General features: G+C 60.8%; 11 protein-coding genes. 2 read left to right on the top strand and 9 right to left on the bottom strand.

What is annotated here, in order from left to right:
• Positions 1 to 454: 454 nt before the first annotated feature.
• Entirely contained in the window at positions 455 to 925 is a 471-nt protein-coding gene (locus tag HU739_RS20425; protein ID WP_186547128.1) for a hypothetical protein, read from the bottom strand.
• 452 nt (positions 926 to 1,377) lie between these two features.
• Here HU739_RS20425 and HU739_RS20420 point away from each other — a divergent pair, with 452 nt between their 5' ends.
• Positions 1,378 to 2,313 (top strand): chemotaxis protein CheV, encoded by a 936-nt coding sequence (locus tag HU739_RS20420; RefSeq protein WP_186547129.1) that lies wholly within the window; start codon positions 1,378 to 1,380, stop codon positions 2,311 to 2,313.
• A gap of 166 nt (positions 2,314 to 2,479) precedes the next feature.
• Positions 2,480 to 3,286 (top strand): MOSC domain-containing protein, encoded by an 807-nt coding sequence (locus HU739_RS20415; protein WP_186547130.1) that lies wholly within the window; start codon positions 2,480 to 2,482, stop codon positions 3,284 to 3,286.
• A gap of 70 nt (positions 3,287 to 3,356) precedes the next feature.
• On the opposite strand, the gene ppnP is transcribed toward HU739_RS20415, so the two are convergent.
• From ppnP to HU739_RS20375, 8 genes are all read right to left on the bottom strand, one after another.
• Positions 3,357 to 3,641 (bottom strand): pyrimidine/purine nucleoside phosphorylase, encoded by a 285-nt coding sequence (ppnP, locus tag HU739_RS20410; RefSeq protein ID WP_039759849.1) that lies wholly within the window; start codon positions 3,639 to 3,641, stop codon positions 3,357 to 3,359.
• Between the two features lie 70 nt (positions 3,642 to 3,711).
• Positions 3,712 to 4,254, bottom strand: coding sequence for an exonuclease domain-containing protein (locus HU739_RS20405; protein ID WP_186547131.1), 543 nt, complete (start codon positions 4,252 to 4,254; stop codon positions 3,712 to 3,714).
• 69 nt (positions 4,255 to 4,323) lie between these two features.
• A complete protein-coding gene (locus tag HU739_RS20400) occupies positions 4,324 to 6,285 on the bottom strand; it encodes an acetyl/propionyl/methylcrotonyl-CoA carboxylase subunit alpha (protein WP_186547132.1) in 1,962 nt (653 codons plus the stop codon).
• A gap of 329 nt (positions 6,286 to 6,614) precedes the next feature.
• On the bottom strand, positions 6,615 to 7,409 hold the full coding sequence (locus HU739_RS20395) for an enoyl-CoA hydratase/isomerase family protein (RefSeq protein WP_186547133.1): 795 nt from the start codon (positions 7,407 to 7,409) through the stop codon (positions 6,615 to 6,617).
• Positions 7,406 to 8,563, bottom strand: a complete 1,158-nt coding sequence (atuD, locus tag HU739_RS20390; RefSeq protein ID WP_186547134.1) for a citronellyl-CoA dehydrogenase — start codon at positions 8,561 to 8,563, stop codon at positions 7,406 to 7,408. Before atuD ends, HU739_RS20395 begins: the two co-directional genes overlap by 4 nt.
• 30 nt (positions 8,564 to 8,593) lie before the next feature.
• Positions 8,594 to 10,210, bottom strand: a complete 1,617-nt coding sequence (locus HU739_RS20385; RefSeq protein WP_186547135.1) for an acyl-CoA carboxylase subunit beta — start codon at positions 10,208 to 10,210, stop codon at positions 8,594 to 8,596.
• 3 nt (positions 10,211 to 10,213) lie between these two features.
• The gene (locus HU739_RS20380; RefSeq protein ID WP_186547136.1) at positions 10,214 to 11,083 is read right to left on the bottom strand and encodes an SDR family oxidoreductase; all 870 of its coding nucleotides are present in this window, start codon (positions 11,081 to 11,083) and stop codon (positions 10,214 to 10,216) included.
• Between the two features lie 13 nt (positions 11,084 to 11,096).
• A complete protein-coding gene (locus HU739_RS20375) occupies positions 11,097 to 12,881 on the bottom strand; it encodes an acyclic terpene utilization AtuA family protein (RefSeq protein WP_186547137.1) in 1,785 nt (594 codons plus the stop codon).
• Positions 12,882 to 12,970: the final 89 nt, after the last annotated feature.

Below are 12,970 nucleotides of genomic sequence, written 5' to 3'. Positions count from 1 at the left end.
GCAGACCGGCCGGTGGCGGGCGATCTCTGTCTGAAATACTGTCGATTCTGCTACTTGATTCAACAAGGCTCAGTAAGCGGTAGTTGATTGTCCACTGCGGCTGAGGCCGATGATAGACGTCACTTTGCCACTAACTGGGCGGTCACTGACTGCGCGGCATAATACCACTTAAGATACCGTTGGTCGCGTACGGGATAGAGGTCCGATGGGGCAGAAAACACGCCATCGAGGACGCCAGTTCCATAATCGGGAAAAGCCGGAACCCGGCTGTTGGGCAGTCATCGATAACGCCTGAATTCGCACGCTTGATAGACAGGCAAACCCTGATGGCGGTGCGAAAAAATTCGCAGTATCCAAGAGAGATTATTTGAATTGATGTGTCGCGGGTGGGCATGAACTATTCAATTACGACATTCAGCTATTGGCTGTACGCGATCAGCCGCGCGAACTTTGATCAGGCCTGACGCTCGGAAAAAGCCAGTCGGGGCAAACGTTTGCTCGTCAGGGCCGGCTGTACAGTGCCTTGACCGATCTGGAAGGCGAACGCTTCGATCAGTGCGGTTTGTTCGCTTTCTTCCAGATCCAGTTGGCCGGTCTGCTGGTCGACCAGCTCAAGCTGCCATGCCATCAGTGTGAGGCAATCCTTCAAGGCATCGAGTGCCTGCTGGTGCAGGTCGATCCGGACCCGCGCGCTGTCGATCACGCTGTGCAGGTGCTGGCAGAACTCGGAGATCGCCACCAGCGCCAGCATTTCGGCCCGGTTTGCCAGTTTGAGCAGGGTAGCGAGCAGGCAGTCAATGGCATCCTTGTCATTGCTGATCAGTTGCAGGTGGCTCAGGCATTCTTCGGTTTTGGCAAGGAGCGCTTCGGCCTCGACCAGAAACTCGGGGAAGCGTTGCGCCCAGTCTTTGCGGTCGATTGGCATGCTTATCTCCACAACGTCATGTCTGATGGGGGAATGCCGTGTGTGGTGACGATCGTGAATCGTCGGCAGATCGCGCCCAGACGTGCAAGTGCACAGACTGAGAGGTTCCAGGGGGTGTGTTGCCACTGAACTGCGATCGCACACAATAGCCTGACTCCGTTCATGCAATGAGAATGGCGTCACATTAATGGCTATTGGATATTGCGAATATCAGGTTGGGCCTGATTGTGGGTAGGGGAATCCCTTAGGCGCGGGAACCTAACGTGCGAATTGAGGTCGCGCCGCATTGAATGTAGCAGATGAAATAACGAGAGCCAGTAAAGCATGATGTTAATGTGACATCAATGCCCGCCTGTGGCATTTTGCGGATGTTTTTTGTGCGATCAAGATTCGCGCCCGGCAGCCGATAAACCTTCTTAATGAATTCATCCGAACAAGCCCAGGAGTCATTGATGGCCGGCATTCTCGACACGGTAGACCAACGCACGCAACTGGTGGGTGAGAATCGCCTGGAAATTCTCATGTTTCGACTCGCCGGACGCCAATTGTTCGCGATCAACGTGTTCAAGGTGCAGGAAGTGCTGCAACTGCCGAAACTGACGCTGATGCCTCAGCGTCACCCGTTCGTGTGCGGTGTGGTCAACCTGCGCGGGCAGACGCTGCCAGTGATCGACCTGTCCCAGGCGATCGGCATGCGCCCGCTGGTGCCGGGCCCCAACAGCACGATTATTGTCACCGAGTACAACCGCTCGGTTCAGGCATTCCTTGTCGGCGGCGTCGATCGCATCGTCAACATGAACTGGGAAGCCATCCTGCCACCACCGGCCAGTGCCGGCCGTCAGCACTACCTGACGGCGATCAGCAAGGTCGACGATCAGTTGGTGGAAATTATCGACGTCGAGAAAGTCCTTGCTGAAATCGTCCCGTACAACGCCAAGGTCTCGCGCGAGAAACTCGACGACCCGGTGCTGGAGCGCGCCCGTGGTCGCGAAGTGCTGCTGGTGGACGATTCCAACGTCGCGCTCTCGCAGCTGCGTGACACCCTCGGCCAGCTCGGCGTGAAGATGCACATCGCCAGCGACGGCTTGAAAGCGCTGAACATGCTCAAGGCCTGGGCCGATACCGGTGTGCACATGACCGACAAGCTGCTGATGATCTTCACTGACGCGGAAATGCCGGAAATGGACGGCTACCGCCTGACCACCGAAATCCGTAACGACCCGCGTCTGCGTGGTCTGTATGTGGTGCTGCATACCTCGCTGTCGGGCAGCTTTAACGACTCGATGGTGAAAAAGGTCGGTTGCGACAACTTCCTCTCCAAGTTCCAGCCGGACAAGCTGGTCGACGTGGTGCGCCAGCGTCTGATGCTCGACGCAGTGCCGGCCTGATCACACACCCATCGTAGGAGTGAGCCTGCTCGCGATAACGCTGTGTCAGCCCCGAATCATTACCTGACACAGCGTTATCGCGAGCAGGCTCACTCCTACAGTTATTGCTCTTTGATTCCTGATCAAGCTCGTATAGGGTGGCGTTTTTCCATCAAGGAAGCTGGCCATGCTGCGTCTCAGCGCGCTTTATCGTTACCCGTTGAAATCCGGCAAGGGCGAAGTGCTGCAAAGCATCGAACTGGACAAGTTGGGGTTGGCGGGGGATCGACGCTGGATGCTGGTGGACGAGGCCAGCGGCCGCTTTTTGACCCAGCGTGCCGAAGCGAAGATGAGCCAGCTGTCGGCCCTGTGGAATGCCCGTGGCGGCTTGACCCTCAACACTCCTGAGCAAGGTTCGATCGAGATTGCGTTACCTGACGATAACGCCGAACTGCGTGGCGTGACGATCTGGCGTGACACCCTGCGCGTGCCGGACGCCGGGGATGAAGCCGCGCGCTTCGTCAGCGATTTCCTTGGCAAGCGGACGCGGCTGGTACAAATGCCGTTGGAGCGGGCGCGAACCACGCAATCGGGTTTCGGCAAGGACGACGACCAAGTGGCGTTTGCTGACGGTTATCCATTGTTATTGATCGGCGAAGCATCCCGGCAGGACTTGTCGGAAAAAGTCGGGCGACCGCTGGAGATGCTGCGTTTTCGCCCGAATCTGGTTATCGAAGGCAGCGCGGCTTACGCAGAGGACGGCTGGAAGCGTATTCGCATCGGCGATATCGAGTTTCGCGTGGTCAAGCCGTGCTCGCGTTGCATCATGACCACCGTCGACCCACAAACCGGTGAGCGTAGCGCCGACCGTGAGCCTTTCGCGACATTGCAAAAGTACCGGACAACCGCCGATGGCGCGATGTTCGGACAGAACCTGGTCAATGACGGCAATGGTCGCCTGGAAGTCGGCATGCCGGTGGAGATCCTCGAATAACTGTCACTGAAACAAAAATGCCCGTGTTGCTGAACACGGGCATTTTTTTGGCGCGGTGACAACGGCTGGATCAGCCGCGGTATTCGCACAGATAAGCGGTGTCGACCGCCACTTTCAACTGAAACTTGCTGTTGGCCGGTACGTTGAATTGGCTGCCGGCGGCGAAGGTTTCCCAGTCGCTGCTGTCTGGCAGTTTTACGCTCAGCGCGCCGGACACCACGTGCATGATTTCACGCTGGCTGGTGCCGAATTCGTATTCGCCCGGGGCCATGACGCCAATGGTCGCTGGACCCTCGGCGGTGCCAAAGGCGATCGACTTGACGGTGCCGTCGAAGTACTCGTTGACTTTAAACATGGGCGATTCCTCGAAAAGGGCTTAAAAGGGGGCGGCCAGTATGCACAAGGCGTTTAGCGCCGTCACGTGCCTATAGCGGCAGCACCAGCGGCAACAACCGGGCCGTGTTGCGCGCATCTTCCAGGGCGCGATGCTGCTGACCGCTGAACTGCATGCCGGCCAGTTGCAGGGCGCCGTTGAGCCCCAGTGGCCGGTCGAGGCGGCGGGCCTTGGCGAAGCGCTGTTTGAGGTTCATGTGCGGCACTTTGCTCAAGCCACTGTCGAGTTGCAGGCGCTGCCATTCCTGGAGCAACTGCTTGCGGTCGTAATCGCCCCAACTGGCCCAACCCTCGAGGCGCGGCTGATGCTGCGCGAGCCAGCGTTCGAACGCCGGCCAGACCTCGGTCAGCGGCTGGGCGGCGTCGATATTGGCTTGGCTGATGTGCGTCAGCTCACGACAGAACGGGGTAAGCAAAGGCCGCCGTGTCGGTTTGACGAAGCGTTGAAAGTGATCCTGCTCGCGCCCGGCACGATCGACCAGCGTGGCGCCGATCTCGATAATTTCCATTTCCGTGACCGGCCAGCCGCCTTCATCGGTGGTGGCTTCCAGATCTATGACCAGCCAGTGTGGCATCGCAGGGTTCCTGATTTCGCGTTCTGATTGTTCAGAGCGTAGTCAAACCCCGCGCCGGTGTCCGGGCGACTACTCGACCTGCAACAGAACCTGACGATTTTTTACCTGATCGCCGACCTTGACCTGCACCCGCTTGAGCACGCCGTCGATTCCGGCCTTGAGCGGGTGCTCCATTTTCATTGCCTCAAGCACCACCAGCAACTGACCTTTGCTGACCATACTGCCTTCGCTGACCAGTACGTCGACGATGGCGCCGTCCATCGGCGCTTTCAGTGTGCCGGAGCTGACGCTGCTCTGACTGTCGATCACGGCCTGAGTTCGATCCTGCAGGCGCAGGCTGCCCGGATGGGTGAACAGCCAAAGCTGTTCCGCGTCCAGACGATAGGCGTGGCGTTGGCGCAAACCGTCGATGTCGAGCGTTATCGATTGCGCGGTGAATTCGATGACTTTTACCGTCAGCGTGCGTTCGCTGACCTGCACCGAGAATTCGCCGGATTGGCGCGCCAGCACGCACAGCGCCCAGTCCTGTTCTTCACCGCCCAGTCGATAGTGCAAAGGCACGCTGGCATTGTTGCGCCAGCCATTCAGCGGCGGGCGATGGGGCAGGGCGCTGGCCTGATAGAACAACACCACGGCAATCGCCAGTTGCTCCGCCGTCGGTACATAGGCGTTCAGGCAGGCATGGCGGGAAAAATGTTGCTGGATGAAAGCGGTGCTGAACTGTCCGCTGATGAACTGCGGATGTTGCAATAGGCTTTCGAGTAATCGTTGATTGCTTTGCACGCCGAGCAGTACCGTGTCCTGCACCGCGCGCAACAGCTTGCGCCGCGCTTCTTCGCGGGTGGCGCCGTGGGCGATCAGTTTGCCGAGCATCGGGTCGTAGAACGGGCTGATCGACTGGCCTTCAAGCAGACCGTGGTCGATGCGCGCCCCGTGTTGCTCGGCCGGCGTCCACGCCGTGATGCGACCGGTTTGTGGCAGGAAGTCCTGCGCAGGATCTTCTGCGTACAGGCGCACCTCCATCGCGTGACCCGTGAGCTGGACCTGGTCCTGAGTCAGCGGCAGCGGCTGCCCTTCGGCAACCCGCAGTTGCCAGGCGACCAGATCAATTCCAGTGATCATTTCCGTCACTGGATGCTCGACCTGCAAGCGCGTATTCATTTCCAGAAAGTAGAACTGGCCGCGCGCGTCGAGCAGAAACTCCACGGTGCCGGCACCGACGTAATCCACGGCACGACCGGCCTTGAGCGCCGCCTCACCCATGGCCTGACGCAACTCGGCGGTCATCACCGGGCAGGGTGCTTCTTCGATGACTTTCTGGTGGCGGCGCTGGATCGAGCAGTCGCGTTCGCCGAGGTACACCAGATTGCCGTGCTGGTCGCCGAACAGCTGCACTTCGACGTGACGCGGTTCGATCAATGCCTGCTCAAGGATCAGTTCGTCGCTGCCGAATCCGTTCAACGCTTCCGAACGGGCGGTGCGCAATTGCGCCGGCAGATCGCTGGCATCGTGCACCAGACGCATGCCGCGTCCGCCGCCGCCGGCGCTGGCCTTGATCATCAGCGGGTAGCCGATGCGTGCGGCCTCGCGCAGCAGAGTGGCGTCGTCCTGCGCGGCGTCCTGATAACCGGCGATGCACGGCACGCCCGCCGCAAGCATGGCGATTTTCGACAGGCGTTTGCTGCCCATCAGTTCGATTGCTTCGACGCTGGGGCCGATGAATGTCAGGCCGGCGTCTTTGCAGGCGCGGGCGAACTCGGCGTTTTCCGAGAGAAAACCGTAGCCAGGATGGACGGCATCGGCACCGCTGCGAAGGGCCGCGTCGAGGATAGCTGCGATATTGAGATAGGACTGCTGCACCGGCGCCGGGCCGATGTGCACGGCCTGATCGGCCATTTGCACATGCAGCGCATCGGCGTCGGCGTCGCTGAACACGGCGACGGTGCGATAGCCGAGGGCCTGGGCGGTACGCTGGATGCGGCAGGCGATTTCACCGCGGTTGGCGATCAGGATTTTGTGAATGGCGGGCATGGTGGGTGTCCTGAAGGGTTGGCGGTGAATGTGCAGGCCTCTTCGCGAGCAGGCTCGCTCCCACATTTGAAGTGCATTTCAACCCGGGATTTGCTTGAGGGTGGGCATGGTGGGTTTTCCTTGGGTGTTGGCGGTGAATGTGATGGCCTTTTCGCGAGCAAGCCCGCTCCCACATTTGGAATGCATTTCAACCCGGGATTTGCTTGAGGGTGGGCATGGTGGTTTCCCTTGGGTGTTGGCGGTGAATGTGATGGCCTCTTCGCGAGCAGGCTCACTCCTACAGGGGAATGCATTTCAACTGTGGGAGCGGGCTTGCTCGCGAAGCTTTTTCAGGCCCACCCGGGTTTGCGTTTCTGCATGAATGCCATGGTTCCCTCCACACCTTCGGCGCCAGTCACCGCCGCGCTGAACCACTGAGCCGCCTCATCAAGCAACTCACTCGACGGCTGCCCGGCACTCGCCAACAACAATTTCTTGGTTGCGGCGTTCGCTTCAGGCGCGCAGCGCAGCACTTGTTGCAGCACCTCATCCAGTCGTTCTGCCAGTGCCTGCGCATCCTGTTCAACGAAATGCACCAGCCCCAAACGCAGCGCCTCAGCGCCATCGAATCGCGCAGCGGTCAGCGCCAGTCGCCGGGTTTCGGTCAGCCCGATGCGTTGCACCACAAACGGTGCGATTTGCGCCGGGATCAGCCCCAGGCTGGTTTCCGGTAAACCGAACTGCGCCTGGTGATCGGCGAGAGCGATATCGCTGACGCAGGCCAGACCCAAACCGCCGCCCAGCACGGCGCCTTGCAACAGGCAGATCAGCACTTGTGGGGCGTGCTGGGCTTCTTCGAGCAAGGCCCCGAAGGCCCGGTTCAACTCGCGGTAAGCCTCCGCGCCCTGGGCCCGAGCGTTGGCCATGTCCTTGAGGTCGCCGCCGGCGCAGAAATGCCCGCCGGCACCGTTGAGCACCAAGGCCCGCACCGCACGGTCATCGCGTACCGCGGCCAGCAGCGCACGCAATTCGCCGACCATTTGCAGGCTCATCGCGTTGCGGCTGTCCGGGCGATTGAGGGTGATGTGCAAGACACCGCCGTGCAGTTCCAGCAGCAGCGTCTGGCACTCGGGCAGGTGGCTCATTTCTTTTTCCCCGGCAGGATGCCCATCAGTTTGCAGATGATCCCCAGCATGATTTCGTCAGCGCCGCCGCCAATCGACACCAGCCGCACATCGCGGTAGGCGCGGGCCACCGGGTTGTCCCACATGAAGCCCATGCCGCCCCAATATTGCAGGCAGCTATCACTGACTTCACGGCCCAGGCGTCCGGCCTTGAGCTTGGCCATCGACGCCAGCCGCGTCACGTCCTGGCCTTTGATGTACTGCTCGGTGGCCTGGTAGACCAGCGCGCGCAGGCATTCGATTTCAGTCTGCAGTTCGGCAAGGCGAAAATGGATGACTTGGTTATCAATCAGCGCGTTACCGAAGGTCTTGCGCTCCTTGCAGTACTCGATGGTGCTGTCGACGCAATATTCCAGACCCTTGATCATGTTCGCCGCGCCGAACAGGCGTTCTTCCTGAAACTGCAGCATTTGCATCATGAAGCCTGCGCCTTCGTGGCCGATGCGATTGCGTTGAGGCACGCGCACGTCGTCGAAGAACACCTGCGCGGTTTCGGAGCTGCGCATGCCGAGTTTGTCCAGGTGCGAACCGAGGCTGATCCCCGGCGTGTTCACCGGCACCATGATCAGCGACTTGTTGACGTGCGGTTTGTCGTCCGAGGTGTTGGCCAGCAGGCAGATGAAGTCGGCGCTCGGCGAATTGGTGATCCACATTTTGCTGCCGTTGATCACGTAGTCGTCACCGTCCTTGCGCGCGGTGGTTTTCAGTCCGGCGACATCGGAGCCGGCGCCGACTTCGGAAACGCCGATGCAACCCACCTGCTCGCCGCTGATTGCCGGGCGCAGGAATTCTTCGCGCAGTTCATCGGAGCCGAAACGGGCCAGCGCGGGTGTGCACATGTCGGTCTGCACGCCGATCGACATTGGGATGCCACCGCAATGGATGGTGCCGAACTCTTCGGCAGCTACGATCGAATAGCTGTAATCGAGGCCCATGCCGCCGAATTTTTCCGGTTTGGAAATACCCAGCAAACCTAGGTCGCCAGCCTTGCGGAAAATCTCGTGGATGGGAAAGCGTCCGGCTTTCTCCCACTCATCGACGTGCGGGTTGATCTCGTGTTCGACGAACTGGCGGACGGTGCGGCGCAAGGCTTCGTGTTCCGGGGTGAAGATCATTATTGTTGTTCTCCGTAGGATCCGTGGCGCTCAGAAGCGGCTGACGCCGAAGCTGTTGGGTTGCAGCTTGCGAAGGTCGGCTTCGTGGCAGATATCCAGCAAATAGCCGAGCAGGGTGCGGGTGTCGCGCGGGTCGATCAGGCCGTCGTCCCACAGGTTGGCGCTGCCGTAGAGCGCGGTGGATTGGCTGTCGAGTTTCTGCGCGGTCATTTGCTCCAGCATGTCGAGCATTTTCGGGTCCGGCACCTGGCCGTCCTTGAGCTGTTTGGCTTCGGTAACGATGCGCAACACCTTGCCGGCCTGAGCGCCACCCATCACCGCTGTGCGGCTGTTCGGCCAGGCGAAGATGAAGCGTGGATCGAGACCGCGTCCGCACATCGCGTAGTTGCCAGCCCCGTAGGAACCGCCGACGACGATCGTCAGTTTCGCCACCCGCGCGTTGGCCACGGCCTGAATCAGCTTCGAGCCGTGTTTGATCACGCCTTGCTGTTCCGATTCGGTGCCGACCATGAAGCCCGTGGTGTTGTGAAAAAACAGCAGCGGCGTCTGGCTCTGGTCGCACAGTTGAATGAACTGCGCTGCCTTGCTCGCACCGTTGGGGGTGATCGGCCCGTTGTTGCCAATGAAGCCGCAGGCGCGGCCCTGAATTTTCAGGTGGCCGCAAATCGTCTGTTGATCGAACTCGCCTTTGAATTCGAGGAAGCACGATTCGTCGGCGATGCGTGCGATGATTTCGCGCACGTCATACGGTTTTTTCGGGTCATCGGGGATCAGGCCGAGCAGCTCGTCGATAGGGTAGAGCGGCTCTTTGTATGGCGGCTGCGCGCGCCATGGCAATTGTTCGTTCCATGGCAGCATGCGCATGATGTCGCGTACCTGACGGATGCCGTCAGCGTCGTTTTCAGCCAGATATTCAGCAGTGCCGGCGACCTGCGCGTGCATCTCGGCGCCCCCGAGTTCTTCGTCAGTGGCGATTTCGCCGGTCGCCGCTTTAAGCAGCGGCGGGCCGGCGAGGAACAGCTTGGCCTTGCCGCGCACCACCACCACGTAATCCGACAGCCCCGGTTGGTAGGCGCCGCCCGCCGTGGCCGAGCCGTGCACCACGGTAATCTGCGGCAGGCCTTGGGCCGACATCCGCGCCTGATTGGCAAAGCTGCGCGCGCCTTCGACGAAAATTTCCGCCGCGTAATTGAGGTTGGCGCCGCCGCTTTCGGCGAGGGTGATCACTGGCAGTTTGTTTTCCAGGGCGATCTGTTGCAGGCGCAGGGATTTTTTCAATCCGCTTGGCGAGATGGTGCCGCCCTTGATCGCGCTGTTGTTCGCCACCACCACCACGCGCACGCCGGACACATAGCCGATGCCGGCGATCAGGCCGCCACCGGCCGCGCTGCCGTCTTTGTCGTCGTGCAACTTGTAGCCGGCGAGGCTGGCCAGTTCGAGGAACGGCGCGCCGGGGTCGAGCAACAGGTTCAGGCGTTCGCGGGGCAACAATTGCCCGCGCTTGTCGAATTTGGCTTTGGCTTCGGCGGCCTTGCCCAGCAGGTTCCGTTCCAGCTGTTGCACCTGCTCGATGGCCGCCAGCATGGCCGCGCGATTGCGCGCGAACGTGTCACTGTGCGGGTCGAGTTGCGACTGTAGGTGCGCCATGGCTTATTCCTTGTCCTTGAGCACTTCTGGAAGATAGGCGCGGTGGAAGCCGTTGAACGACTCGCTGTGGCTGGCCTTGTGCAGCGGCCAGGCGCGACTGCCGAGGCTGGCGGCACCGTCGATTTTCACCGTGGTGCCGCTGATGAACGCGGCTGCCGGACTGAGCAGAAACACGATCGCCGCACTCACCTCCGACTCGGTGCCGATGCGTTTGAGCGGCACATGCTCGCGCAGGGTCGGGATCACCGCTTTGAACGCACCTTCATACGTATCCATGCCGCTGGAGGCGATCCAGCCGGGCGCCACCGCGTTGACCCGAACTCCGGCATAACCCCACTCGAACGCAGCGGTCTTGGTGAAGTTGTCCATGCCCGAGCGCGCCGCGCCGGAGTGGCCCATTCCAGGCATGCCGCCCCACATGTCGGCAAGCATATTGACGATGCTGCCGCCGTGTTTGCTCATCGATTGATTAAACACTTCGCGCGCCATCAGGAAGCCGCCGACCAGATTGGTGCGCAACACGGTTTCGAAGCCTTTCTGATTGATCGAGGCCAGGGGTGACGGATACTGACCGCCAGCGTTGTTGACCAGGCCGTGGACCGGCCCATGCTCAGCGATCAGATCCTTGATCAACTGCCTGACTGCCTCTTCATCGCGAATGTCGCAAGCTTTCCAATGTGCACGGCCGCCGTCCTCGGCGATCTCGGCGGCGACTTTTTCAAGCTTTTCCGGCTTGCGCCCAACCAGCAGCACATTAGCGCCGAGGGCTGCCAGTTCATGGGCGGTGCAACGGCCGATACCACTGCCGCCGCCGGTGACAATGACGTTGTCGCCGCTGAACAGATCGGCTTTGAAAATCGACGCGTAAGCCATGCGCACCCCTCCTTTAATCGAGCTGTTCGGCGATGCTTGTTGGCACCGGAATCTGAATTTCCAACAATTGCTGGGCAAAGGCTTTGCCCTGCGGGTCGATGCGCAGACTGGCTACGCCGCCACCGCCGAGGGCGTTTTCCAAAAGAAAGTTGAGGCTGTGAGTGCCTGGCAGATACCAGCGCTCGACGCGGCCCAGGACCGGATCAAGAACATGACGCATCCAGTCGACTACCACCGAAGTGGTCAGCGCTTCGGCGATCCACGGCAGGTAGTCGGGGTGGCGCGGCAGCACGCCGATGTTGCTGTGGTTGCCCTTGTCGCCAGAGCGCGCCACTGCCAGTTTCACCAGCGGCACACTGGCATCGGCGCGCCCCTGAGGTTTGGGTGGTTGATGGGCGAGCGGTAAATCCTCGCTAACGAGCGCAACCTGCGAGGGCAGGGCGCAGGGATAGCGATCACCGGCCATTTCGACGTGCAGGGTGCAGGCGGTTTTGTCGATCAGGAACGAGAATAGGCGGATCAACGGATAAACCGTCGGGCGTCCACCGACGATACCGGTCAGGCCCGGAGCCATGCCGGTCGCGGCCTGGGCAATCTCTCTGGAGAACAGCACCAGGGCTTTTTTTTCGGGATGGCGCACGGCGATTTTGATCACCACTTCACGGCTGTCGCGGCGTTGACCGTGGGGGCCATAGGTGGCCTCGCTGCCGAGCAATTCGATGTGGGTTTCGCTGTAGGGCGCCCAGCCGCGCAGGCTGAACATTTCAGCGGTCTTGTCGATGATCGCCTGACTGACGCGCCGTGCTTTTTCCACTGCGTCGATGCCGGCCATCAGGCAACTGGCGGTGCAGCGAAAACCATCCGGGTACGTCGCGCTGACCTTGTACTTGTCGGTCGGCGGCAGGCCTTTGGCGCCGTGTACGTGGACGACGTTTTTGCCTTGCTGCTGAAGTTTGACCTGGGAAAAATCGCAGACCACATCAGGCAACAGATAGGCCTGCGGATCGCCGATCTCATAAAGCATCTGTTCGCCGACAGTCAGCGGCGTGACCAGCCCGCCGGAGCCTTCGGGTTTGCTGACGATGAATTGGCTGTCGGCGCTGACTTCGACGATCGGAAAGCCGATGTGCTCGTAATCCGCCACGTCGCGCCAGTCAGTGAAGTTGCCGCCGGTGCATTGTGCGCCGCACTCGATGATATGCCCGGCCAGTGCGGCCTGGGCGAGTTTGTCGTAGTCCTGCCACGACCAGCCGAATTCGTGGACCAGCGCGGCGCTGACCACCGCACTGTCGACCACCCGTCCGGTGATGACGATGTCCGCGCCCAGGCGCAGCGCTTCGACGATACCCGGCGCGCCGAGGTAGGCGTTGGTCGATACGCACAGCGGCGGCAGCGGGGCGCCGCTGAACATCTCGGTGACGCCGGTGAGTTGTTTGAACTGGGGTTGCAGGTCATCGCCCAGCAGTACGGCGATTTTCAGATCAATGCCGGCGTTGTCGCAGGCCGCTTGCAGCGCGGCGGCGCAGGCGTGCGGATTGACGCCGCCGGCATTGCTGATGACGCGAATGTTCTGCTCGGCCAGTTGTGGCAACAGCGGTGCGAGCACTTCGATGAAGTCGCTGGCGTAGCCTGCCTGCGGGTCTTTCATGCGTGCCCCTGCCATGATCGACATCGTGATCTCGGCGAGGTAATCGAACACCAGATAATCCAGGCGTCCAGCGCTTACGAGCTGCGCGGCGGCGGTCGATGTATCGCCCCAGAAGGCACTGGCGCATCCGATGCGGACGGTGGTTGGCATGTTTATCTCCGACTCAGAAGCCTGCGACAGAAGTGTCTGGAGGCTACCAAGCAAGCGCTTGGTTTGTAAACAGTTGAAACTATCTTCTG

The organism is Pseudomonas hamedanensis (assembly GCF_014268595.2).
GTDB classification, from domain to species: Bacteria; Pseudomonadota; Gammaproteobacteria; order Pseudomonadales; family Pseudomonadaceae; genus Aquipseudomonas; species Aquipseudomonas hamedanensis.
Note: the sequence above shows the minus strand (reverse complement) of the source record. Positions and strands in the feature narration are given on the sequence as shown.

Bases quoted from the DNA above. Each gene is read 5' to 3' on its own strand.
- HU739_RS20395 (WP_186547133.1), bottom strand. From the start codon at position 7,409: ATGAGCCACCTGCCCGAGTGCCAGACGCTGCTGCTGGAACTGCACGGC.
- HU739_RS20385 (WP_186547135.1), bottom strand. From the start codon at position 10,210: ATGGCGCACCTACAGTCGCAACTCGACCCGCACAGTGACACGTTCGCG.
- HU739_RS20400 (WP_186547132.1), bottom strand. From the start codon at position 6,285: ATGCCCGCCATTCACAAAATCCTGATCGCCAACCGCGGTGAAATCGCC.
- ppnP (WP_039759849.1), bottom strand. From the start codon at position 3,641: ATGTTTAAAGTCAACGAGTACTTCGACGGCACCGTCAAGTCGATCGCC.
- HU739_RS20375 (WP_186547137.1), bottom strand. From the start codon at position 12,881: ATGCCAACCACCGTCCGCATCGGATGCGCCAGTGCCTTCTGGGGCGAT.
- HU739_RS20420 (WP_186547129.1), top strand. From the start codon at position 1,378: ATGGCCGGCATTCTCGACACGGTAGACCAACGCACGCAACTGGTGGGT.
- HU739_RS20405 (WP_186547131.1), bottom strand. From the start codon at position 4,254: ATGCCACACTGGCTGGTCATAGATCTGGAAGCCACCACCGATGAAGGC.
- HU739_RS20380 (WP_186547136.1), bottom strand. From the start codon at position 11,083: ATGGCTTACGCGTCGATTTTCAAAGCCGATCTGTTCAGCGGCGACAAC.
- HU739_RS20415 (WP_186547130.1), top strand. From the start codon at position 2,480: ATGCTGCGTCTCAGCGCGCTTTATCGTTACCCGTTGAAATCCGGCAAG.
- atuD (WP_186547134.1), bottom strand. From the start codon at position 8,563: ATGATCTTCACCCCGGAACACGAAGCCTTGCGCCGCACCGTCCGCCAG.
- HU739_RS20425 (WP_186547128.1), bottom strand. From the start codon at position 925: ATGCCAATCGACCGCAAAGACTGGGCGCAACGCTTCCCCGAGTTTCTG.